Consider the following 22,516-nt stretch of genomic DNA (forward strand, 5'->3'; position numbering starts at 1 on the left):
ATGCGCGCCCGTAGCTCAGCTGGATAGAGCACCAGACTACGAATCTGGGGGTCAGAGGTTCGAATCCTTTCGGGCGCGCCATTTTCTCCTTGTGACAGCGCACGCCGTCATGGCTCAGGCCACAGCATCGAGGTCCACGACGCCGGACCTGGACTGAGTGGCGCTGCATTCGAGCAAACGCTGTTGCGCCGGGTGCTTGCGGAGGGGCGAGCGGACCGACCAACTCGAATTCGTTGCCAGTTGCGGCGTGCCCTACCTTCAGGGATGGATGTTCACCAAGGCGCTGCCACTGGGGCAGGCCATCGAGGTGACGCAGGGCACGACGCCGCGGCCGACTAAGAACTAGAGGCTGGTTGGAATGCGCTGCCCCTCCCAATCAGGCGGCCACCAGTCTCCGCGCAGGTGCTCGTAGTCGTCGTCGGTAATCCAGGTCAGCGGCTCCCCGCGCGTGTCCTCTGGGTCAATACGTTGTTTCAAGCCTTCGCATCGGCGCAATGCCCATTCCAGCATGGCCAGTGTATCGACCTCGCGGTCGCGAACGACCCTGCCTCGCCGGCAAGTGATGACCCGCTCGCGGGTGAACCACGATGACCAACCGTGGAAGCCCCACAGGAGCATCGGTCCTGTCGGGATGCGAAGGTGACCACTGAACCACTCGGCGCTTACTGGAAATCTGGTCGCTGGCACGAGCCGCAAAAACCAACTGCGCATGGCATCCGAGAGTGGCCGCTCCCGGTCACCATAGGTACTCAAGGCGACGAGGCACAACTTGCCATCGATAACATGCCAAGTGCCGACGTATTGACGATGACAATTCGTCGTCCATTCGTCGGGCGCGCTTATTCTGACCCGGCGGGAAGCAAGCAGGCGATAGAGCGGCAGGGCATGTAATAAATGCGGCTTGCCATCGATAAGTATCCGCTCGGGCATCTGTGATGTCATGGCCCTCCTCACGGTAGAGAAGTGTCGAGGCGGCAACCTCGAGATCGTGGCAGACTGCATGCAAGGGGCAACTCGATAATCATCTAATATTTTGATATCATGAGGTAAATTTCAGTTATCCCCTCCTTCCATTGGTGTCGGAATTTGTTGACCCTGTCCTTTGCTGAAGGAGGATTCGACGATGGAGGAGGTCGTGTTGGGTACCAGTTTCATCCTGACGAACTGGATGTCAGAGGCTGCGCCGCCATCGCGGCGAGGACATGCAAGGTACCGGCTCTGGCCGCGACAACGGAACAGGATTGTTCATGCGGCTGCTCACCGGCGGCATCGCCGCCGCCGATCGGCAACGTTTCGGCCTGCCGCCGGATCTCCCCTGGCGTCATCCGGCGCCGACAGCTTTTCCCAGAAAGTTTGAACAGGGCGGCTTGCAATTCGCCAAGTCAGCGGCTAGTTAGCGCCGGTCGCTGCGGTCGATTGATCGGAGCGTCCCGGCCGTTTCCTTGATGGCCTGTTGCGCGCCCGTAGCTCAGCTGGATAGAGCACCAGACTACGAATCTGGGGGTCAGAGGTTCGAATCCTTTCGGGCGCGCCATTCTCCTCACCAATGCAGTCAGGTCACTTCACTCGGCAGACTGGGCCTTGTCTATTGCCTGCTCGCCCTGAGGCATTTCGCCGGCCCGCCGGTCAGCTGACCGTATTTTCCTTCTTGTGCTCGCAGTCCCTGCCGCTGCCCTGGCCCCTCGGCTGCGGACAATTTTCGCCGCTGCATTCCTGGGCCTGGGCACGAATGATTGTTTTCGGCCCACCGGCGCTGGCGGCCAGAAGAATGGCGGTCGAGAAGGCGAAGAGGAGCAGGCGCATGACATCTCTCCTTGTGGCTGGGGCGGCAGAATGCCGGCTTGGTAGCCGGTCGGCGCGGCATGACCGAGGTCACGCGGCAATCAGGCTGCCGTAACGGCAGCATAGCGCACGTGGCATTGCGGTAAAGCCCGATCCGGCTGCCTGACGATAGGGAAACAATGCCGCAGGGCGGCGTTGCCTCGCGCTTGCATTTGCATTTGCCGCCACGGCAAATTTTGTTTAAGGCCAAGCTCATGTCGCACTTGCCCGAGACTCTGCTCGCCGGTTATCGCAACTTCATGAACGGTCGCTACGCGGCCGAGACGGACCGTTACAAGTCCCTGGCGCGCGAAGGCCAGTCGCCCGAGACCCTGGTCATTGCCTGCTGCGATTCTCGTGCCGCACCCGAAACCATCTTCGATTCTGGTCCGGGTGAGCTGTTCGTCGTCCGCAATGTTGCCAATCTCGTACCGCCTTATTCGCCGGATGGTGAGTTCCATTCGACCTCGGCGGCGCTCGAGTTCGCCGTGCAGGCGCTGAAAGTCAAGAACATCGTCGTCATGGGCCACGGCCGTTGCGGCGGTATCCGTGCAGCTCTCGACCCCAACATGGCGCCGCTGTCGCCCGGCGACTTCATTGGCAAGTGGATGAGCCTTGTGGCACCGGCCGCCGAGACGGTGACCGGCAACACGATGATGACCCAGGGCGAACGCCAGACGGCCCTCGAGCGCATCTCGATCCGCTACTCGATCGCCAATCTGCGCACCTTCCCGTGTGTGAAGATTCTGGAGCAGAAGGGCAAGCTGGAGCTGTTCGGCGCCTGGTTCGACATCTCGGCCGGCGAGTTGTGGGTCATGGATCGCGAAACCGGCGATTTCGAGCGCACCTCCATCGCCTGACCTTGGCCGCTGGCCTCATTTCAAAGACTTGAATGGCCTGACGTCTCCGGCCTAGCTTTGCACATGAGCCTTGGACGCCTGTGCCATGGCCGCGCGGCGAGGAGCCAAGCCATGACAACTGCCCAGCCCCGTCATTTGCTCGACGGCAGTCACCGTCGCATGTTCATCGGTGGCGCCTGGGTCGAGGCGGCGTCCGGGCAGACGATGGAAACGCGCAATCCTGCCAACGGCGTCGTAATCGCCACGGTGCCGCGCGCCGGCAAGAAGGATATCGAGCGCGCCGTCGCCGCCGCCCGCAATGCGTTTGATGGGCCGTGGAGCCGTTTCAAACCGCATGAACGGCAGAAACTTCTGCTCAGGATCGCCGAGCTGTTCGAGCGCCACTGGGAAGAGATCTGCGTTTCCGACACCACTGACATGGGCCTGCCCATCGCGCGTGCCCGGGGCAATGCCAACCGCGTCCTTGGCATGCTGCGCTATTATGCCGGCATGGCGACGGCGCTGCACGGCCAGACCATCGACAACTCGCTGCCGGGTGACATCGTCTCCTACACCCGCAAGGAGCCGATCGGGGTCGTTGGCGCCATCATCCCGTGGAACGCTCCGACCGCAGCGTCGGTCTGGAAGATCGGCCCGGCCTTGGCCACCGGTTGCACCGTTGTGCTGAAGCCGTCGGAGGAGGCGCCGCTGACCCCGCTTCTGATCGCCGAACTGATGGCCGAGGCTGGCGTCCCCGACGGCGTCGTCAACATCGTTACCGGCACCGGCACCGAGGCCGGCGCGCCGCTCGCCGAGCATATGGGCGTCGACAAGATCGTCTTTACCGGGTCGACGGCCACCGGCCAGAGCATTGTCCGCGCCTCGGCCGGCAACCTCAAGCGCGTGTCGCTTGAGCTCGGCGGCAAGTCGCCGGTAATCGTCTGCACTGATGCCGATCTCGAGCGCGCGGTGCCGGTTGCCGCCATGTCTGTCTTCGCCAATTCCGGCCAGATCTGCATCGCCGGCTCCAGGCTTTTTGTCGCGCGACAGATCCACGACGAGTTCGTCGCGCGGCTGGCCGCCTATGCAGCCGGCTTGCGCATTGGCAACGGCATCGACCCCGAGACCGAGATCGGCCCGCTGATTTCGCCCCGCCAGCTGCAGCGCGTCGAGGGCTATCTGCGCGCCGGTTCGGAGGAGGGCGCGCGGCTCGTCGTCGGTGGCACCAGGCTGTCGCAAGGCGCGCTGGCTGCAGGAAACTTCGTCGCCCCCACCGTCTTCGCCGGCGTCTCCGACACCATGCGCATTGCGCGCGAGGAGATTTTCGGACCGGTTATCTCGGCCCTGCCGTTCGACACACTCGACGAGGTGGTGCGGCGCGCCAACGACACTCCATACGGCCTCGCCGCCGGCGTTTTCACCCGCGACCTCTCCACTGCGCACCAGCTGTCACGACGGCTGCAGGCCGGCTCGGTATGGGTCAACACCTATCACGCGATCGACCCGGCGGTGCCGTTCGGCGGCTACAAGATGAGCGGCTACGGCCGCGAGGGCGGCACTGATCATCTCGACGAATACCTCAACACCAAGGGCGTGTTCATCCGTATCGATTGAGGGCGGCCGCAACGAAAGAGCTGCGCCCGGCTGCCGGCGCGGCCTCTTTTTTCGGCTGTGTGCAGTCTATTCAGTCCATCAGCTGGAATTCGTAGAGCCTGCGATAGAGACCTTCGGCCTCGATCAGGTCGGCATGGCGACCCTGCTCGACGGCCTTGCCGTCCTGCATCACCACGATGTTGTCGGCCTGGTGAACAGTCGACAGGCGGTGCGCGATGGCAATCGTCGTGCGGCCGGATGAGAGTTTCTCCAGCGCCTCGCGGAACAGCGCTTCGGACTCGGCATCGAGTGCGCTGGTGGCTTCGTCGAGCAGCAGAACATTGGCATCGCGAAGAATTGCGCGGGCAATCGACAGGCGCTGCTTCTGGCCACCAGAGAGCAGGGCGCCGTTTTCGCCGACCTGCGTGTCATAGCCGCCCTTGAGCGCCATGATGAAGTCATGCGCGTTGGCCGCCTTGGCGGCTGCGATCACCTCTTCATCGCTGGCACCGTCGCGGCCAAGGCGGATGTTGTGCATGATCGTGCCGGAGAACAGGAACGTGTCCTGGCTGACATAGGCGATGCGGTCGCGGACCGAATGCAGTGTGGCATGGGCGATGTCCTGGCCGTCGAACAGCACCTGGCCGCTGCTGGGGTCGTACATGCGCATGATCAGGTTCATGATCGTTGACTTGCCGCTGCCCGACGGGCCGACCAGCGCCGTCATCTTGCCGGGCGGGAAGGTGAGGTCGAGATCGCGCAGCACCGGTTCGCCGTCGGCATAGGAAAAGCTGACGTCCTTGAGCTCGATTTTGCCGGAACCGGGCACGAGAGCCTCTGCGCCCGGCTTTTCCGCAAGCGTCAGCGGACGGTCGGTGAGTTCGAACATCATGCGCACGCCAACCAGACCCGCTTCCAGCGAGACACGGAAGCGGGCCAACCGCTTGGCCGGCTCGTAGGCCAGCAGAAGCGCGGTGATGAAGGACATGATGCTGCCCGGGGTTTGGCCGCCCTGGACGACTAGATAGCCGCTGACCAGCACGACGCCGGCGATGGCAAGGCCGGCAAGCGTCTCCATGATCGGGCTGGTACCGGCTTCGAGGGCCGCGATGGAGTTGGCGCGCCTTTCGACGTCGGAGACGGCGCGATGCATGCGGACTCGCATCGTCGCTTCCAGGTTGAACGACTTGACGATCCTGACGCCGATGGTCGTTTCCTGCATCACCTGCACGATCTGGGCCAGCGACATGAATTCGGCCTCCATGATCTTGCGCACGCGGCGCAGGATCAGGTTGACGCCGAAGATGGCGATCGGCCCGACGATGAAGGCGACCAGCGACAGCACCGGCTGCTGGTAGACCATCACGGCTATGAGGCCGATCAGCGAAAACAGGTCGCGCACGAACGAGGTGACGATGACGTCGAGCACAACGCGCGCCGCCTGCGCATTGTGCGTGACGCGGGTGATCAGGTCGGCCGAAGGGATCGAATGGTAGAAGGAAATGCCCTGCGCCAGGATGCGGTCATAGATCTTGCGCTGGCGGTCGGCGATGATCGAGTTGCCGACGCGGCTCAGGAAAAATGCCTGCACGAAGGTCGCGACACCCTTGAGGATGAAGATCCCCGCAACCATCGCCGCGATCATGTAGACGCGGTTGATATCCTTGCCGATGACGAATTCGTTGGTGATGTCCTGCATGATCCAGGCGCTGGCCGCCGTCATGGCGGCCACCACAAGCATCGCAACGATGGCGATGCCGTAGCCAAGCGCATGCTGGCGGAACGACTCCCTGACCAGTCTCCAGATCAGGAGATGATTCTGCGACGGACGAAAAAATCGAGGCAAATCAATAAGTCCTTTGGGCGCTAATCCCCCGCGCCGGCCTGTATAAAGCAGCTCTCCGCGAAGGGGAACTGTCGTTGATCTTAGGCTCCGGGCTTACTGTCGCAGCATCCATGGCCCAGTGGACAGCCGGCTACCGCAGATTGCCGCTTCCGGCGATTTCGCATACCGTTGACCAAACGATAAAAAGTCGCCTTCGCCAAAAAAGACCAAAACCAGCCAGAGGTGGATCGTATGCACAGCAGCTCCAAAAATTCAGGCATTTCCAGACGCACGTTGATCAAAGCCGCGGGCGCTTCCGCCGCGGTCGCGGCCGTGGGCTTGCCCGGCCGGCTTTTCGCCGCCGACCCGATCAAAGTCGCGGCCATCTACACCGTCCCGGTCGAGCAGCAATGGGTCAGCCGCATCCACAAGGCGGCCAACGCCGCCAAGGATCGTGGCGACATCGAATATGTCTATTCGGAAAACACCGCCAACAACGACTATGAGCGCGTCATGCGCGAATATTGCGAGGCCGGCCACAAGCTGATCATCGGCGAGGTCTTCGGCGTCGAGGATGCTGCCCGCGCAGTCGCCAAGGACTACCCCGACGTCGCCTTCCTGATGGGCTCGAGCTTCAAGCCCGATGCCGCCGTGCCGAATTTCTCGGTGTTCGACAATTACATCCAGGATGCGTCCTATCTCTCCGGCCTCGTTGCGGGCGCGATGACCAAGTCGAAAAACATCGGCATGGTCGGCGGCTATCCGATCCCAGAGGTCAACCGCCTGATGAACGCCTTCATGGCGGGCGTGAAGGAAGTGGCGCCAGACACCAAATTCCAGGTCGCCTTCATCGGCTCGTGGTTCGATCCGCCCAAGGCCAAGGAAACCGCCTTCGCCCAGATCGATGGCGGCGCCGACCTGCTCTACGCCGAGCGTTTCGGCGTGTCTGACGCCGCCAAGGAAAAGAAAGTACTGGCCATCGGAAACGTCATCGACACCCAGGCCGACTATCCCGAAACGGTGGTCGCCTCCGCACTCTGGCACTTCGAGCCGACGCTCGACAAGGCGATCGCGGAAGTGAAAGCCGGCACCTTCAAGGCCGACGACTATGGCGTCTACTCCTTCATGAAGAACGGCGGCTCGTCGCTTGCGCCACTTGGCACCTTCGAGGGCAAGGTGCCTGACGAGATCAAGGCCAAGGTCGCCGAGAAAGAAAAGGCGATCAAGGACGGCTCGTTCACTGTCGAGATCAACGACGCCGAGCCGAAGTCGAGCTGATGACAGCGTTCTTCTCCCCCGTTTACGAGGGAGAAGATGCCGACAGGACGATGAGGGACAGCGTATCCTCTCCGATTTCGGCACTGCCCATCATCCGGCCCTTCGGGCCACCTTCTCCCCGCAGGCGGGGAGAAGGGACCTCCAGCTGCCGTCGCCGCTTCATGACAACTGAGCCCAGCATCGTCCTTCGCCTCTCCGGCATCACCAAGCGTTTCGGCCCGCTGACGGCCAACGACGCCATTTCCTTTGAGCTGAAGCGCAGCGAGGTGATCGCGCTTCTCGGCGAGAACGGCGCCGGCAAGACGACGTTGATGAACATCCTGTTCGGCCACTATGTTGCCGACGAAGGCACTGTCGAGGCGTTCGGCAAGCTGCTGCCGCCGGGCGATCCACGCGCGGCCCTCGATGCCGGCATCGGGATGGTGCACCAGCATTTCACCCTCGCCGACAACATGACCGTGCTGGAGAATATCGCGCTGGGCACCCAGGGCCTGTGGCGAGCCAGGCTCGACAGGGCAGCCGCGCGCCGTCGCATCGAACAGTTGTCCGCTGATTTCGGCCTGACCGTCGATCCTGCGGCCACCGTGGCCACACTGTCGGTGGGGGAGCGCCAGCGCGTCGAGATCCTCAAAGCGCTCTACCGCGACGCCCATGTGCTGATCCTCGACGAGCCGACGGCAGTGCTGACGCCGGCCGAGACCGACGCGCTGTTCCGCACGCTGAAGCTGCTCGTCGCCAAGGGCCTTTCGATCATCTTCATCTCCCACAAACTTCATGAGGTGATGGCCGTCAGTGACCGCGTGCTGGTGCTGCGCGCCGGCCGGCTCGCCGGCGAACGGGAGACGAAATCGACCGACCGCAAGGAACTTGCCGCCCTCATGGTCGGCCAAGAGGTCAAGCCGGCAGAGGTCAGTCCGGTCCATGCAGGTGCGGCCCTGCTGGCACTCGACCGCGTCTCGACGGCGCGCCATAACGGCGCCGGCCTCGACGAGGTGTCGCTGACACTCAACGCCGGCGAGATCACCGGCCTTGCCGGTGTTTCCGGCAACGGGCAGGCAGCGCTCGCCGCACTCATGTCAGGCACCCAGCGCCCGACCGGCGGCGCGATTTCCATCGCCGGCCACGCGGTTGGCGACTGGTCCCCGCGCGCCGCCCTCGGCCATGGCATCGCCCGCATCCCCGAGGACCGCCATGCCGTCGGCACGATCGGCGACATGAGCGTTACCGAAAATGTCATCGCCGAGCGTTATGGCAGCTCACGTTTCAGCCGCATGGGCTTCCTTGACTGGACGGCGGCGCGCCGCTTCGCCGAGGAGATCATTGCCGACTACGACGTCAAATGCCCATCGCCCGAGGCGCGCATCCGCCTGCTTTCGGGCGGCAACATGCAGAAGCTGATCCTCGGCCGCGCGCTCGACCCCGAACCGGCGGTCATCCTCGCCAGCCAGCCGACGCGCGGCCTCGACGTCGGCGCCGTCGCTTATGTCCACCGCATGCTGCTCGCCGCGCGTGAGCGCGGCGCGGCGGTGCTGCTGATCTCGGAGGACCTGGAGGAAATCCTGGCGCTTTCCGACCGCATCGTCGTGATGTCCAAGGGGAGGTTGTCCGCGCCATCGGCGCGCGGGGAACGGACGATTCGCGAACTGGGTGAACTGATGGCGGGCCATGGTGGGGAGCAGCCGGCGTGAACGCGCGAGGTCAGATGTCAGTGCTCCACGCCACCCCCCTCTGTCCTGCCGGACATCTCCCCCACCAGGGGGGAGATCAGCCGTCATGGCCTCTGAGGCCAATCACTGACGTTGCAGGACGTCCGCTGACGCTCAAGCAGACTTCCAGGGTCTCAGGACGAGGGTGGACGCGGACACCGCCAATCTCCCCCCTTGCGGGGGAGATGTCCGGCAGGACAGAGGGGGGTGCTGTCCCGCAAACATCTCAGGCCACGGAGCAGACCCATGCGGCTTGAGCCCAAACCCGCGCCATCACTGGCGGTCACGCTATTGTTCCCGCTGGCGGCGATCGCCGCCACGCTGCTCATCACGTCGTTGCTGGTGCTCGTCGCCGGTGCGTCGCCGCTGTCGGTGTTCTACCTCGTTGCCAAGGGTGCGGCTGGTTCGCAGTTCGCGCTCCTGGAAACCCTGACGCGCGCGACGCCGCTGATCTTTACCGGGCTTGCCGTTGCCGTCGCCTTCCGGGCCAAGCTCTGGAACATCGGGGCCGAGGCGCAGCTCTATGTCGGCGGCATCGTCACCGTGGTGCTCGGCACCGGCGCGCTGCCGCTGCCCGCGCCCATTCTCATCCCTATCATCATGGTCGCCGTCATGGCCGCGGGCGCGTTGCTGCTGCTCGGACCCGCCGTGCTGAAGACCCGCTTCGGCGTCGACGAGGTTGTGACTACGCTGCTGCTCAACTTCATCGTGCTGCTGTTCGTGTCGATGCTGCTCGAAGGCGTGCTCAAGGACCCGATGGGGCTGGGCTGGCCGCAGTCGCAGAAGGTCATCGCCGAGGCGCAACTGCCGCGCATCATCCAGGGCAAGCGCCTGCATTATGGCTTCGTCATCGCCATCGTCTCGGCCATTGTCGTCTGGGTCATCATGAAGAAGACCGTGCTCGGCTACGAGATGCGCGCCGTCGGCCACAACCCCGAAGGCGCGCGCTTCGTCGGCATTCCCGTCAATCTCGTGCTGATGAAGACGGCACTCCTGTCGGGCGGCCTCGCGGCGCTCGCCGGCTTCTCCGAGGTCTCGGGCCTCAAGGGCAACCTGACGCTCGACCTGTCGCCGGGCTACGGCTACTCGGGCATCGTCGTTGCCATGCTGGCAATGCTGAACCCGCTCGGCGTGATTGCCTCGGCCATCTTTGTCGCCGGCATCTTCGTCGGCGCCGATGCCATGAGCCGTGTTGCCAAGGTGCCGAGCTACATCGCCGACGTCATGGTCGCCACGTCGCTCTTGACGATGGTGGTAGCGATCCTGCTGACGCGGTTCAGGGTGAGGTGGAGGTGATGGCTGAGATCCTTCGCGCCTGGCCTGCCGGCCATCTCCTTCACAAGGGGGGAGATCAGTCGCATCGACGCCACACCAGTTCCTGTTGTTTCCCGGGATGCTTTGGCCGACACGGAGTTCCTAAGCGAACGATTGTGCGAGGCGCTGGCGAAGTCCTGATCTCCCCCCTTGTGGGGGAGATGGCCGGCAGGCCAGAGGGGGGCAACGTCGAGCGCCAGCGTTGTTTGGTATCGAGGCGGAGTGCCCTCTGATGGACGCATTTGAAATCCTCTTTACCGCTTCCTTCTGGGTCGCCGCCATCCGCATTGCTTCGCCGCTGATCTTCGCCACCATGGGCGAGCTGATCTGCGAGCGCGCCGGCGTGCTCAATCTCGGCATCGAAGGCATCATGACCGCCGGCGCCTTCGCCGGCTGGTTCACCGTCTATGCCGGCGGCGACCTGTGGACCGGCGTGCTTGTAGCGGCCCTGGCAGGGGCCATGTTCGGCTTGTTGCATGCGACGCTGACCGTGCCGCTCGGCCTGTCGCAGCATGTCGTCGGCATCGGTGTCACGCTGCTCGCCACCAGCCTGACCTATTTCACCTATCGCCTGGCGCTGCCTGAGGTAACCTCGCCGCCCAAGATCGAGCCATTCCAGCCATTGCCGATCCCTGGTCTGTCCAAGATCCCCATCGTCGGCGAAGCGCTGTTTTCGCAGACGCCGCTGACCTATCTCGCCTTCCTCACCGTCGCCGTCGTTGCCTGGGTGCTCTACCGAACACCCGTCGGCCTTGCCGTCCGCGCCGCCGGCGAAAACCCGGCGGCCGTGGAAGCACAGGGCATCTCGGTCACCGGCATCCGCATGGGCGCGGTGGTGGTCGGCAGCGCGCTGATGGCCGTCGGCGGCGCCTTCCTCACAATGTCGGCGTTCAACTCGTTCTTCTTCGAGATGATCAACGGCCGTGGCTGGATCTGCATCGCGCTCGTGGTGTTCGGCTCGTGGCGGCCGGGCAAGGCGCTAATCGGCGCCATCCTGTTTGCCGCCTTCGACGCCTATCAGGTGCGCCTGCAGCACATGTCGGGCGGCGTCGTGCCTTACCAGCTGTTCCTGATGATGCCCTATGCGCTGTCGATCCTGGCCCTGATCCTCGTGGCGCGCCGCGCTACCTATCCGAAAGCGCTGATGATCCCCTATCAGAAAGGCGAGAGATGAGCTTCGACCTGATCGTCAAGGGCGGTACGCTGCCCGATGGAACCGTCGCCGATATTGGCATCAAGGGCGACAGGATCGCTGCCATCGAGCCGAAAATCGAAGCAGCGGCCAAGAACGTCGTCGACGCCTCCGGCAACCTCGTCTCACAGCCCTTCGTCGACCCGCATTTCCACATGGACGCGACGCTGTCCTATGGCTTGCCGCGCATCAACGCCTCGGGCACGTTGCTCGAAGGCATATCGCTCTGGGGCGAACTCAAGCCGCTGCTGACGCATGAGGCGGTCAAGGAGCGCGCGCTCGCCTATTGCGACTGGGCCGTGTCGATGGGCCTGCTCGCCATTCGCACCCATGTCGACACCTGCGACGACCGGCTGCTGGCCGTCGAGGCCCTGCTCGAGGTCAAGAAGCAGATTGCGCCTTATATCGACCTTCAGCTCGTCGCTTTCCCGCAGGACGGTCTCTATCGCTCGCCCACGGCGCGCGCCAACACCATTCGCGCCTTGGACATGGGCGTCGATATCGTCGGCGGCATTCCGCATTTCGAGCGCACGATGGCCGACGGCACGCGCTCGGTGACCGAACTGTGCGAGATCGCGGCAGCGCGCGGCCTGATGGTCGACCTGCATTGCGATGAAACGGACGACCCGCTGTCGCGCCATATCGAGCAGTTGGCCTACGAGACCCAGCGTCTCGGCCTGCAGGGCAGGGTGGCCGGCTCGCACCTGACCTCGATGCACTCGATGGACAATTATTACGTCTCGAAGCTGTTGCCGCTGATTGCGGAAGCCGGTGTGTCGGCGATCCCCAACCCGCTCATCAACATCATGCTGCAGGGGCGCCACGACACCTATCCCAAGCGCCGCGGCATGACCCGCGTGCCGGAAATGCTGAAGGCAGGCATCCGCGTCGGCTGGGGCCAGGACTGCGTGCTCGACCCCTGGTATTCGCTCGGCACCGGCGACATGCTCGACGTCGCCTTCATGGGCCTGCACGTCGCCCAGATGTCTTCGCCTGCCGACATGCGCCGCTGCTTCGACATGGTGACCAAGGTCAATGCCGAGATCATGGGGCTCGACCATTTCGGGCTCGAAGTCGGCAAGACCGCAAGCCTCGTCGTGCTCGACGCCGGCAACCCGATCGAGGCTGTGCGCTTGCGCGCCGAACGCCTCTGCGTGATTGCCAAGGGCAAGGTCGTGGCGGAACGTCCGAAGCGCGACACCGCGCTGTCGATCAAGGGCCGTCCGACTAGCATCAACCGCCGCCATGTGGTGCCGCCGCAGGCGAATTGACCTGGCGTAGCGCGTGGCCAGAAGTCACAAAAAAGTCTACAACAGAACTCAAGATTCTCGCGGTTGCGGAAGGAGAAGGTCATGTTGTCGAGGTCGGTTTTGCTGGTGTTCGTGACGGCTTTGCTTGCCGGCTGCGTGTCGGCGGAAGAACAGCGCGCCCGCGACGAAGACAAGTGCCGCTCCTACGGCTTCACCAAGCGCAACGACGCCTTCGCCGAGTGCCTGCAGCGTATCGAGCTCGATCGCCGCGCCGAGTTCCGCCAGAGCAAGTCGTCGTTCGACGACTGGGACCGGCCTGTCGTGGTCTATCGCCCGATCGTCGTCGCACCGAAGCCGTAACGGCTGGTACTGCGACAGGGCAACGCATGGTCCAGGCCAGATTGCCCTCGCCATTACTCTTTCAAGCGCATAGATAGCCTCAATCCGGGCCCGTCGCCCGGCGGATTGGCACCATGACGTTTCGACAAGCCCTGGCCCTCCCGAAGAACAACATGGTTCTTTCGGGCATCCTCCTCATGTTGCTGGGCGACTTCATGTTCGCGCTCAACGACGCGATGGGCAAATGGCTGGTCGAGAACTTTTCGGTCGGACAGGTGCTGTTCATCCGCTCGATCGGCGCCTTCATCATTCTTGGCCCAATGATCTACAGGCAGGGGCTCGGTCCGCTGACCAATGTCGAGCGCCCCGGCCTGCAGGTGTTGCGTGTCGTGCTCGCCACCGCCGACACCGCCTTTTTCTACGCCGCCGTCGCTTATCTGCCGCTGGCCGACGTGATGACCTTCTACATGGCCGGCCCGATCTACATCGCCGCGCTGTCGCACTTCTTCCTCGGCGAAAAGGTCGGCTGGCGCCGCTGGCTGGCCATCGTGCTTGGCTTCTGCGGCGTGGTCATCGCGCTCCGCCCGTCGACGGCGTCGCTGTCCTGGCCGTCGCTGTTTGCCGTCGTCGGCAGCATGTCCTTTGCCATCAGCCTGATCCTCAGCCGCAAGCTGCGCGCCACCAACGATACGACGCTGGTGACCTGGCAGACGGTCGGCGCGCTGATCATGGGCGGTGTCCTTGCCGCCTCCGACTGGCAGCCGGCAAGCGCCATCGACTGGTCGGCCATGCTGTTGCTCGGTGTCGTCGCCTGCGCGGCACATCTTTTGATCACCCGCGCCCTCAAGCTCGCGCCCGCCTCGCTGCTTGCGCCGCTGCAATACACACTGCTGATCTGGGCCGTGGTCATGGGCATCGCCTTCTTCGGCGACTATCCGGATGCGCAAATCCTGATCGGCTCGGCGATCATCGTCATCGCCGGCCTGTTCATCTTCCATCGCCAGAAGGTGGTGGACAAGGCCGAACCCGAGACGGTGCCGACCAGCGTGCACTGACGAGTTTAGCTCCTTCACCAATAGCGGGTTTAGCCTCTCCCCAGAAGCGGGGGGACGTCGGCCTGCTCTCGGCAATGAGGTGTCATCGGCGGCAAGATGTTCGGATACCTCCCCCTTGTGGAGAGGGGGGATGGACCCTAGCGCCCCAGCACCAGCGCCCAATAGCGCTGGTCGCTGCCTTTGCTCTCGCGCACATAGGCGAGGCCGAATTTGCCGAAGCGCGGGTCGAGCATGTTGCGGCGGTGGCCCGCCGAGTTCATCCACATCGAGAACAGCTTGGCCGGCTCCATGCCGCCATGGGCGATGTTTTCGGCCGCGGCGCCCTCGACGCCGCCATCCTTCATGCGCGCCGCGAAATCCTTGCCCCAGCCGGTGGTGTGCTCCATCTTGCCGCTGCGCGCCATGTAGGCGGCTTGCTGCAGGGCGGCGCGCTCAAGCGTCGAGTCAGGGCTCAGCGGCGGCAGGCCATGCTCGGAGCGGATGGTCTGCAGGTAGGTGACGCCGGTCGACGACGCACCGGATCCGTCGCCGGCAATGTTGGACCCAGTCTGGCAGGCAGCCAGAAACAGCAGGGGCCCAAGAGCGGTCGCCCGCATCACCGTGCCTGTCAGTCGCGCCATGGTTTTTTCCTTGTCTGTCGTCATTGGCGACCGTTGATAAGGCTGATCATGGCTTTTTGGCGAGCATGGCGCCTCGGGGTGGGCGGGACCTTGGGACCGCGCACCACCTTTTCCGAGGATCGATTCTGGCTTTGCCGGTCGCAGCTACGCCTTCACCCTTGCCGCTAGCGGATCGAACAGCGGCTCCATATGGATCTTCGCCGGCACGCGCTCCATGGCAACGACAAGCTCGTAGCTGCCACCTGCAAGGAAGGCGTCGTCGACGCCGCCGGTATTTCTGACATAGCCGAAGCCGATGTTCTTGCCGACCGTGTAGCCATAGCCGCCACTGGTGAGGTAGCCGACCGGCTGGCCGTCGCGCAGGATCGTCTCACGTCCCAGAAGCACGACGTCCTTGTCGTCGACGGTAAAGCAGGCAAGCCGCTTGGTCGGCGCCGCGTCGCCGAGCTTCTCCAGCGCCTTGCGACCGAGGAAGTCGGTGTCTTTCCTGAGCTTCACCGCCCAGCCGAGCCCGGCCTCGAGTGGTGTGTCGTTGGGGGTGATGTCGGAACCCCAGGCGCGATAGCCCTTTTCCAGGCGCAGCGATTCCAGCGCGCGGTAGCCGACAGGGCGGATGCCGTGAGGCTTGCCCGCCGCCATCAGCGCGTCGAACACCTCACCGGTGGCGCCGATCGGCACATGCAGCTCCCAGCCGAGCTCACCGACGTAAGTGACGCGCAGCGCCCGCACCGTCGCGCCGGCGATCACGATCTCCCTGACATGGCCGAAGGGGAAGGCTGCGTTGGAGACGTCGCTATCGGTGACCGCTTCGAGCACCTTCCGCGCGTTCGGCCCCATCAGCGACAGCGTGCCGAACTGCTCGGTCACATCGACCAGCTTCGCGTCGAGCCCTGCGGGGATGTGGTCGCCGATCCAGGCAAGGTCGTGGGTGCGGAAGCCGGTGCCGGTGACGACGTAGAATTTGTCGTCGGCCAGCCGGGCAACGGTAAGATCGGCTTCGATGCCGCCGCGTGTGTTAAGCAACTGCGTGTAGGTCAGGCGTCCCACGGGCTTCGCCACGTCGTTGGCGCAGATGAAGTCGAGCGCTTTCTGCGCGTCCTTGCCGGTCATCTCGTATTTGGCGAAGGACGACTGGTCGAACACGCCCACCGCCTGACGCACATGCCGGTGCTCGTCGCCAACCGGCTCGAACCAGTTCTGCCGCCCCATGGCGTAGACGTCCTTTGGCTCTACGCCGTCCGGCGCGAACCAGTTGGGCCGCTCCCAGCCGAGCTTGGAGCCGAACACGGCGCGGTGCTTCTTCAGCCGCTCGTAGAGCGGCGAGACGATGTAGGGCCGCCCGCTCGCATATTCCTCGTGCGGATAGCCGATCGTGTAGTGCTTGCCATAGGCCTCGAGCGTGCGGTCCGACACCCATTGCCGGTCGCGGTGCAGGCCCGAGAAGCGGCTGATGTCGACCACCCAGAGGTCGAGCGGCGCCTCGCCGTCGACCACCCATTGCGCCAGCACCCAGCCCGCACCGCCGCCCGAGGCGATGCCGAAGGCGTTGAAGCCGGCGCCGACGAACATGTTCGAGCATTCAGGCGCCACGCCGAGGATGAAATTGCCGTCGGGCGTGAAGCTTTCGGGGCCGTTGATCATCTGCTTGACGCCGACATCGGCCAGTCCGGGCACACGTTCGATCGCCTGCACCATGTGCTGCTCGAAGTGATCGAAATCGTCGTCGAACAGGCGGAATTCCCAGTCGTTGGGCACGTCATCGGTGGTCCAGCCCTGCGGGTTTGGCTCGTAGCCGCCCATGACAAGCCCGCCAACCTCTTCCTTGAAATAGGTGCGACGGTCGGGGTCGCGCAGCGTCGGCGCGTCGGTGGCGAGGCCGGGCAATTTCTCGGTGATGATGTACTGGTGCTTGACGGGCTGCAGAGGCACGTTGATTCCGGCCATCGCACCGACCTGCCGCGCCCATTGGCCAGCGCAGTTCACCACCTTGTCGCAGGCAACGTCGCCTTGGTCGGTCTTCACCGTGAGGATGCGACCGTCCTTCATCTCGAAGCCGGTGACGCGCACGTTTTCGAACAGTTTGGCGCCATGCATGCGCGCGCCCTTGGCCAGCGACTGGGTGATGTCGGAGGGGCTCGCCTGGCCGTCGGTCGGCAGCCATGACGCACCTACAAGGTCCGAGGTGTCCATCAACGGCCACATGCGCTTGACCTCGTCCGGCGACACCAGCTGCATGTCCATGCCGAAGCTCTTGGCGGTCGTTGCCAGCCGCTTGTATTCCGTCCAGCGGTCCTGGTTGGTGGCAAGCCTGAGGCAACCGGTCATCTTCCAGCCGGTGGCAAGCCCGGTCTCGGCCTCCAGCCCCTTGTAGAGCTCGACCGAATATTTCAGTACCCGCGTGATCGACGCCGACGAGCGCAACTGTCCTACCAGGCCCGCCGCGTGCCAGGTCGAACCCGAGGTCAACTTGCCCTGTTCGAGCAGGATCACGTCGGCCTTGTGGTCGCGTGCCAGGTGATAAGCCGTCGAGCAGCCGATGATGCCGCCGCCGATGACGACGATCTGCGCGTGCGAGGGGAGGGCCATAGCTACAGTTTCCCGTACTGGTTCTGGTAGGTTTCGAGCGCCGCCTTGAATTTTTCGAGATTCTCGGCGGTGTAGGCGACGTAATCGCTGCCCGGGGCGGTGAGGTACAGTTCCGAGACCATGCTCCACATCGCCTCGCGCAGCAGCGAGGCGCATTGCATGGCCTGGTGCGAGCGCCGGATCGCCTGGTCGGGTCTGCCGCCGAAATAGACGGTCAGAAGCTCGTCCGACTCCTCCGCCGTCATGCCGGCATTGGAGGCGGTACCGGCAAGGTCGAACATCGCCGTCGAGAAACCGGCATATTCGAAGTCGATGAGCCAAAGCCTCGAGCCGTCGTCGAGGAAGTTGGCTGGCAGCAGGTCGTTGTGGCTGAAAATGATCGGCAGCGGCGCTTGCGCCTTTTCCAGCTTGTCGGCCAGGTCGAGATAGCGCGGCAGTTCCTGACACATCCGGCTGTTGCCGGCGGCCAGAGTGCGGGCATAGTCACGGATGACGTGGAAGGCCCAGAACATGAAGCCCGCGCCGGAGACATGCCGCGGCATCACGTCATGGAAGCGCTTGACCAAGTGGGCGATGCGTCCGGCATTGGCCCGCACATCGTCGGCGCCATAGGTCTTGGCGCCGAGGAAAGCGCTGACCATGACGCCAGGCGCGGCATAGCGCAGCTCCGGTGCAAAACCGGCCTCATGGGCCGCACGCGCCACCATCGCCTCGCGGTCGCGGAAGACGTGATGGAACGGATAGTCCTTGCCGAAGCGGACGACATGGCGGCCGTTGCCGTCTTCGACCAGCCAGCTCTCGTTGCTGATGCCGCCCTTGAGTGGCGCAATTGTCAGCGTCCCGTTCCACAAGGGCAGGGCGCGAATGCGGTCCATTGTTGTCAACGCAGCCATCCCCTTACTCCAATCCCAGCCGTGCCTTTGTCCGAGCGGCCCCGGCCGAGATCAGCCGGTCGGCTATGATGGCGATGAAGGCCACCGCCAGACCAGCAACAAGCCCGCGTCCAGTATCGGCCTTGGTCAGGGCGATGTAGACCTCCTGGCCGAGATCCCGGGTGCCGACGAGCGCCGTGATGACAAGCATCGACAGGGCGAACATGATGGTCTGGTTTAGCCCCAACATGATTTCGGGCAGCGCCAGCTTGATCTTGATCCTGGTCAGCAATTGCCATTGCGTGCAGCCCATTGCGGTGCCGGCTTCGATCAGGCGCGGATCGACCTTGCGCAGGCCATGCACGGTGTAGCGAATTGCCGGAGAGATCGCATATGCCACCACCGCAATCATGGCGGTGAAGTCGCCGACACGGAACAGCATCACCGCCGGCATCAGGTAGACGAAGGATGGCAGCGTCTGCAGTGTGTCGATGATCACCTGCACCCAGTTCCACAGCCTGTCGCGCTGGGCAGCGGCGATGCCGATGGGAACGCCGATCAGGCAAGCCAGAACGACCGATATTCCGCACAGATAGACCGTGATCATCGCCTTTTCCCACTGGCCCGTGGCGGCGATCAGGAAGGCAAGCGCGCCGGTCAGCATTGCCAGGCGAAGGCCACCGAGGCGATAGCCGGCGAAGGCCAGGAGTGCTGTCACTCCCGCCCAGGGCAGTCCGAGCAGCAGTCGCTTGAGCGGCACCAGTATGTTCAGCAGAACTGCGTTCTTGGCCGCTTCCAGCGTATCGAAGTAGTTCACGTTGATCCAGCCGACGACATTCGACCAGAACGAGCCGGTCGAGAGCTGGAGCGCCGGCGGATAGGTTTGCAGTGCCGGCATGGCGAGACCGGCAACACCGGCCAGAACGATCATTACCAATGCCGCCACGATGTAGGGATGACGAGCCGGGAGGCTGGTCGACACGGCGGGCGGCGTCATTGTGCCGGCGCGCGCGGCAAACGCCTGGCTCAAACGGTCGAGCGCGATCGCCAGTGCGACGATGGCAAGTCCAGCCTCCAGGCCAGCGCCGATGTCGAGGCGCCGCAATGCCGCCAGAACATCGAAGCCGAGGCCTCCGGCGCCGATCATCGAGGCGATGATCACCATATTTAGCGACAGCATGATCACCTGGTTGACGCCGACCATCAGGCTGTCCTTGGCCGATGGCACAAGCACACGCCATGTCATCTGCCGGCGCGTGCAGCCGATCATCCTGCCAAGGTCGAGCGTATCGGAAGGCACCGCGCGCAGCGCGAGCGTGGCAATGCGGGTCATCGGCGGCATCGCGTAGATCACTGTCGCCACCACCGCCGCTGTCGGCCCGAAACCGAACAGGAACAGGATCGGCACCAGGTAGGCAAAGACCGGAATGGTTTGCATCAGGTCGAGCACTGGGGTGAGTGCCCGTTCGAACCAGTGCCAGCGATAGGCCGCAATGCCAAGCAGCAGCCCGCCAATCACGCCGATCGGCACCGCCACCAGGATCGAGGCGAGCGTTGCCATTGCGCTCTGCCATTGGCCGAAGGCTGCCAAGAAGCCAAAGCACAGGACCACCAGTGTCGCGAGCCTGCGGCCTCCGGCATGAAAACCGATCAGGCCAATGGTCGCCGTCACTGCGACCCATGACAGCGGTGGCAAAATCTGGACCGCGCCCGAGCCCTGGCCTTTGAGAAAGCCGGTCGCCAGCAGGCTGAGCGCGCAGCGGTAAGGAAGGTCGATCAGGGCAGCAATGAACCGGGTCAGGTCCTTGAAGCTGAACAGTCCGAAATGCGCCTCATTGACTAGCCATTTCATGAAATCGCCGATCCATCGTCCAGCGGGGATGATCGCTGCACTGGGATATTCGAAGGCCCAGTTATAGGCCCCGCCAAACCGCCAAAGCACGATGAAGGCGCCGGCAGCGACGATCCACGGAATGAGCCCGCGCGGCAAGCCAATTGGACCGGCAGCAGCTTCGACGCTGGAGTTGGCCGGGGCGGTCATCGTCATCCCCGCATCAGCACGTCGACGACGTCGGTTCGAAGCAGTTGGCCCAACATGTTGCCTGCTTCGTCGATGACACCGACGCACTCGTTGGAACCGTCGAAAAGTGCGACGGCTTCCGACACGGTGGCCCGCGCCGGCACAGATGTTTTCGGCTGCGCGCCCTGTACCGGTTTCATGATCGACTGCGCCTTGATCACCTTGGCTTTCGGGACGTTGCGGGTGAACTCGGCGACATAATCGGTGGCCGGGGCAAGCACGATGTCCTCGGGCGTGCCGATCTGCACGACGGCCCCATCCTTCATGATGGCGATGCGGTCGGCCAGCCTGATCGCCTCGTCGAAATCGTGGGTGATGAAAACGATTGTCTTGTTCAGTACCGATTGCAGGCGAATGAATTCGTCCTGCATTTCGCGCCGAATGAGCGGGTCGAGCGCCGAGAAGGGCTCATCGAGGAACCAAAGCTCCGGTTCCACCGCCAGCGACCTGGCAATGCCGACTCGCTGCTGCTGGCCGCCGGAGAGTTCGCGCGGGAAGACACCTTCCTTGCCAGACAGGCCGACAAGTTCGACCATGCGGCGCGCCAGTTGCTCCCGTTTCTGCCGCTTGACGCCCTGAACCTCTAGCGGAAAGGCCACATTCGCAAGCACCGTCAAATGCGGCAGCAAAGCGAATTGCTGGAACACCATGCCCATCTGGTGGCGGCGGATTTCGATCATCCGGGCTTCGTCGGCGGCGAGCAGGTTTTCGCCGTTGAACAGGATTTCGCCTGAGGTCGGCTCGACCAGGCGCGACAGACAGCGCACCAGGGTCGACTTGCCAGAGCCCGACAGCCCCATGATGACGAAGATCTCGCCGTCACGGACCTCGAGATTGACGTTGCGTACCGCGCCGACGAGGCCTGCTTTCACAAGATCGTCGCCGGTGACCGATGCCGGCTCTCTCGCTCGCAGGAAATCGCGCGCGCCGGAGCCGAATAGCTTCCAGACATTGCGGCAGACGAGTTTAGGTTGGCTATCGTTCATCGACCCGGCTGACAATGCTTGCGGGAAATCTGCCCTTCGGCCATGGGGCCGAAGGGATGACGCGCGTCATTCGTTCCGCCCCGTGGCGGGAATGCGGTCTATTTCTTGATCCAGCCGGACCAGCGGGCTTCGTTGGCGCCCATCCACTCCGCTACCACGTCGCTGACGCTCTTTCCGTCGAGGTCGACCTTTGTGATCATCGCGCCCATCTCGTCATTGTCGATCGTGAACGCCTTGATCGCGGCATAGGCGCCAGGCCATTTGTCCTTGACGCCTGACCAGCCGACTTTCCAGATTTCGCCGAAAGGCTTGCCGCAATCATATTGGGCTGCGGCATTCGAGCCCCATTTCGGGTCCTCGTAGCATTCCTTGGTATAGGCTGGGAATTCGACCCATTCGCCCTTGTACTTGGCCGGCGCCCAGTGCGGTGCGTAGATCCACAGCATGATCGGCGCCTGCCGCTGATAGGCGCTTTCGAGTTCGGCAAACAGTGCGGCGTCGGTGCCGGCATGGATCACTTCGAAGGGCAGGTCGAGCGCCTGCACACGCTCATCGTCGAAGCCGCCCCAGGTGACGGGGCCGCCGAGGTAGCGCCCCTTTGGGGCGGTTTCAGCGGTGGAGAATGCCTCGGCGCACGACGCTTCCTTCAGTGCCTCCCAATTGGGAAGGCCCGGGCACTTCTCCTTCATGTATTCGGGGAACCACCATTCTTCCTTGGCCTTCATGCCGGTCGGGCCGATGTTCTCGACCTTGCCGGTTGCCGTCGCCGCGTCCATGGCGTCGCGTCCGGTGGTTTCCCACATCTCCATCGCCACATGCAGGTCGCCGGCTTCAAGCCCGGCAAACTGAGCGAGATAGTCGGCCTGGACATATTCAATGTTGTATCCGGCCTTCTTCAGCACTTCGCCCATGATCTCGGTGGTGATCAACTGACCGGTCCAGTCGTGTAGTGTCAGCTTGATCGGGTCAGCGGATTCCTGTGCCGTGGCCGGTGCCATGGCAAACGCAGCAGACAGCGTCAGTGCTATCGCTGCGGACTGCAAAACCTTGTTGCGCGCGAACATGTCGTGCCTCCTGATCACCCTCTGAAGATGTTGTTTCTTCTTGGTATACCCGAAGGCCCGCACGGCATTGGCGACGGCGGCTCCTGCCAGGTCACT

At 63.7% G+C, this 22,516-nt stretch carries 19 protein-coding genes and 2 tRNA genes; 12 read left to right on the top strand and 9 right to left on the bottom strand.

Going from position 1 to position 22,516, the window contains the following annotated elements; all coding sequences use genetic code 11:
- Window positions 1–4 precede the first annotated feature (4 nt).
- Window positions 5–81 (top strand) — tRNA-Arg (locus Amn_RS04105).
- A 261-nt stretch (window positions 82–342) separates the two neighbouring features.
- Here the strand turns inward: Amn_RS04105 and Amn_RS04110 are convergent.
- On the bottom strand, window positions 343–942 hold the full coding sequence (locus Amn_RS04110) for a hypothetical protein (protein ID WP_182575134.1): 600 nt from the start codon (window positions 940–942) through the stop codon (window positions 343–345).
- Between the two features lie 305 nt (window positions 943–1,247).
- On the opposite strand from Amn_RS04110, the gene Amn_RS04115 reads away from it, so the two are divergent.
- Window positions 1,248–1,397 carry a hypothetical protein gene (locus Amn_RS04115; RefSeq protein ID WP_154385906.1) on the top strand — a complete coding sequence of 50 codons (150 nt, stop codon included), beginning with the start codon at window positions 1,248–1,250 and terminating at the stop codon, window positions 1,395–1,397.
- 60 nt (window positions 1,398–1,457) lie between these two features.
- Window positions 1,458–1,534, top strand: a tRNA-Arg gene (locus Amn_RS04120).
- A 92-nt stretch (window positions 1,535–1,626) separates the two neighbouring features.
- On the opposite strand, the gene Amn_RS04125 is transcribed toward Amn_RS04120, so the two are convergent.
- Window positions 1,627–1,803, bottom strand: coding sequence for a hypothetical protein (locus tag Amn_RS04125; protein WP_182575133.1), 177 nt, complete (start codon window positions 1,801–1,803; stop codon window positions 1,627–1,629).
- A 233-nt stretch (window positions 1,804–2,036) separates the two neighbouring features.
- On the opposite strand from Amn_RS04125, the gene Amn_RS04130 reads away from it, so the two are divergent.
- Both Amn_RS04130 and Amn_RS04135 read left to right on the top strand, forming a co-directional pair.
- The gene (locus Amn_RS04130; protein ID WP_067967126.1) at window positions 2,037–2,681 is read left to right on the top strand and encodes a carbonic anhydrase; all 645 of its coding nucleotides are present in this window, start codon (window positions 2,037–2,039) and stop codon (window positions 2,679–2,681) included.
- Between the two features lie 111 nt (window positions 2,682–2,792).
- Window positions 2,793–4,274: an aldehyde dehydrogenase family protein gene (locus Amn_RS04135; protein WP_154386872.1), complete on the top strand. Its 1,482-nt coding sequence runs from the start codon at window positions 2,793–2,795 to the stop codon at window positions 4,272–4,274.
- Window positions 4,275–4,344: 70 nt separating this feature from the next.
- Here Amn_RS04135 and Amn_RS04140 read toward each other — a convergent pair whose 3' ends face one another.
- Window positions 4,345–5,952 (bottom strand): ABC transporter ATP-binding protein, encoded by a 1,608-nt coding sequence (locus tag Amn_RS04140; protein WP_371818659.1) that lies wholly within the window; start codon window positions 5,950–5,952, stop codon window positions 4,345–4,347.
- A gap of 378 nt (window positions 5,953–6,330) precedes the next feature.
- Between Amn_RS04140 and Amn_RS04145 the strand changes: the two genes are divergently transcribed.
- The 7 genes from Amn_RS04145 to Amn_RS04175 all read left to right on the top strand — a co-directional run bounded on the left by Amn_RS04145 (window position 6,331) and on the right by Amn_RS04175 (window position 14,212).
- Entirely contained in the window at window positions 6,331–7,356 is a 1,026-nt protein-coding gene (locus tag Amn_RS04145; RefSeq protein ID WP_067965596.1) for a BMP family protein, read from the top strand.
- A gap of 161 nt (window positions 7,357–7,517) precedes the next feature.
- Window positions 7,518–9,044: an ABC transporter ATP-binding protein gene (locus Amn_RS04150; protein WP_154386873.1), complete on the top strand. Its 1,527-nt coding sequence runs from the start codon at window positions 7,518–7,520 to the stop codon at window positions 9,042–9,044.
- A gap of 264 nt (window positions 9,045–9,308) precedes the next feature.
- Entirely contained in the window at window positions 9,309–10,358 is a 1,050-nt protein-coding gene (locus Amn_RS04155; protein WP_067965592.1) for an ABC transporter permease, read from the top strand.
- Between the two features lie 250 nt (window positions 10,359–10,608).
- A complete protein-coding gene (locus Amn_RS04160) occupies window positions 10,609–11,550 on the top strand; it encodes an ABC transporter permease (protein ID WP_286294867.1) in 942 nt (313 codons plus the stop codon).
- Window positions 11,547–12,839, top strand: coding sequence for an amidohydrolase family protein (locus Amn_RS04165; protein WP_286294868.1), 1,293 nt, complete (start codon window positions 11,547–11,549; stop codon window positions 12,837–12,839). The genes Amn_RS04160 and Amn_RS04165 overlap by 4 nt, the downstream gene beginning before the upstream one ends.
- Window positions 12,840–12,920: 81 nt before the next feature.
- Window positions 12,921–13,178, top strand: coding sequence for a hypothetical protein (locus Amn_RS04170; RefSeq protein ID WP_286294869.1), 258 nt, complete (start codon window positions 12,921–12,923; stop codon window positions 13,176–13,178).
- Between the two features lie 113 nt (window positions 13,179–13,291).
- Window positions 13,292–14,212, top strand: a complete 921-nt coding sequence (locus Amn_RS04175; protein ID WP_286294870.1) for a DMT family transporter — start codon at window positions 13,292–13,294, stop codon at window positions 14,210–14,212.
- Between the two features lie 137 nt (window positions 14,213–14,349).
- Here Amn_RS04175 and Amn_RS04180 read toward each other — a convergent pair whose 3' ends face one another.
- From Amn_RS04180 to Amn_RS04205, 6 genes are all read right to left on the bottom strand, one after another.
- Window positions 14,350–14,832, bottom strand: a complete 483-nt coding sequence (locus tag Amn_RS04180; RefSeq protein ID WP_286294871.1) for a CAP domain-containing protein — start codon at window positions 14,830–14,832, stop codon at window positions 14,350–14,352.
- A 144-nt stretch (window positions 14,833–14,976) separates the two neighbouring features.
- A complete protein-coding gene (locus Amn_RS04185) occupies window positions 14,977–17,418 on the bottom strand; it encodes a GcvT family protein (RefSeq protein ID WP_286294873.1) in 2,442 nt (813 codons plus the stop codon).
- A gap of 2 nt (window positions 17,419–17,420) precedes the next feature.
- Complete coding sequence (locus tag Amn_RS04190; RefSeq protein ID WP_286297837.1) at window positions 17,421–18,302, bottom strand: phosphotransferase family protein; 882 nt, start codon at window positions 18,300–18,302, stop codon at window positions 17,421–17,423.
- Window positions 18,303–18,315: 13 nt separating this feature from the next.
- Complete coding sequence (locus Amn_RS04195; protein WP_083948708.1) at window positions 18,316–20,337, bottom strand: ABC transporter permease; 2,022 nt, start codon at window positions 20,335–20,337, stop codon at window positions 18,316–18,318.
- A complete protein-coding gene (locus Amn_RS04200; RefSeq protein WP_067965579.1) occupies window positions 20,334–21,356 on the bottom strand; it encodes a quaternary amine ABC transporter ATP-binding protein in 1,023 nt (340 codons plus the stop codon). Before Amn_RS04200 ends, Amn_RS04195 begins: the two co-directional genes overlap by 4 nt.
- A gap of 98 nt (window positions 21,357–21,454) precedes the next feature.
- Window positions 21,455–22,420: an ABC transporter substrate-binding protein gene (locus Amn_RS04205; protein WP_067965577.1), complete on the bottom strand. Its 966-nt coding sequence runs from the start codon at window positions 22,418–22,420 to the stop codon at window positions 21,455–21,457.
- Between the last annotated feature and the right edge of the window lie 96 nt (window positions 22,421–22,516).

This window comes from Aminobacter sp. Y103A (assembly GCF_030294925.1).
GTDB classification, from domain to species: Bacteria; Pseudomonadota; Alphaproteobacteria; order Rhizobiales; family Rhizobiaceae; genus Aminobacter; species Aminobacter ciceronei.

Coding starts and splice junctions, on each gene's coding strand:
- Amn_RS04110 (WP_182575134.1), bottom strand. CDS start 942: ATGACATCACAGATGCCCGAGCGGATACTTATCGATGGCAAGCCGCAT.
- Amn_RS04115 (WP_154385906.1), top strand. CDS start 1,248: ATGCGGCTGCTCACCGGCGGCATCGCCGCCGCCGATCGGCAACGTTTC.
- Amn_RS04125 (WP_182575133.1), bottom strand. CDS start 1,803: ATGCGCCTGCTCCTCTTCGCCTTCTCGACCGCCATTCTTCTGGCCGCC.
- Amn_RS04130 (WP_067967126.1), top strand. CDS start 2,037: ATGTCGCACTTGCCCGAGACTCTGCTCGCCGGTTATCGCAACTTCATG.
- Amn_RS04135 (WP_154386872.1), top strand. CDS start 2,793: ATGACAACTGCCCAGCCCCGTCATTTGCTCGACGGCAGTCACCGTCGC.
- Amn_RS04140 (WP_371818659.1), bottom strand. CDS start 5,952: ATGCAGGACATCACCAACGAATTCGTCATCGGCAAGGATATCAACCGC.
- Amn_RS04145 (WP_067965596.1), top strand. CDS start 6,331: ATGCACAGCAGCTCCAAAAATTCAGGCATTTCCAGACGCACGTTGATC.
- Amn_RS04150 (WP_154386873.1), top strand. CDS start 7,518: ATGACAACTGAGCCCAGCATCGTCCTTCGCCTCTCCGGCATCACCAAG.
- Amn_RS04155 (WP_067965592.1), top strand. CDS start 9,309: ATGCGGCTTGAGCCCAAACCCGCGCCATCACTGGCGGTCACGCTATTG.
- Amn_RS04160 (WP_286294867.1), top strand. CDS start 10,609: ATGGACGCATTTGAAATCCTCTTTACCGCTTCCTTCTGGGTCGCCGCC.
- Amn_RS04165 (WP_286294868.1), top strand. CDS start 11,547: ATGAGCTTCGACCTGATCGTCAAGGGCGGTACGCTGCCCGATGGAACC.
- Amn_RS04170 (WP_286294869.1), top strand. CDS start 12,921: ATGTTGTCGAGGTCGGTTTTGCTGGTGTTCGTGACGGCTTTGCTTGCC.
- Amn_RS04175 (WP_286294870.1), top strand. CDS start 13,292: ATGACGTTTCGACAAGCCCTGGCCCTCCCGAAGAACAACATGGTTCTT.
- Amn_RS04180 (WP_286294871.1), bottom strand. CDS start 14,832: ATGGCGCGACTGACAGGCACGGTGATGCGGGCGACCGCTCTTGGGCCC.
- Amn_RS04185 (WP_286294873.1), bottom strand. CDS start 17,418: ATGGCCCTCCCCTCGCACGCGCAGATCGTCGTCATCGGCGGCGGCATC.
- Amn_RS04195 (WP_083948708.1), bottom strand. CDS start 20,337: ATGACGATGACCGCCCCGGCCAACTCCAGCGTCGAAGCTGCTGCCGGT.
- Amn_RS04200 (WP_067965579.1), bottom strand. CDS start 21,356: ATGAACGATAGCCAACCTAAACTCGTCTGCCGCAATGTCTGGAAGCTA.
- Amn_RS04205 (WP_067965577.1), bottom strand. CDS start 22,420: ATGTTCGCGCGCAACAAGGTTTTGCAGTCCGCAGCGATAGCACTGACG.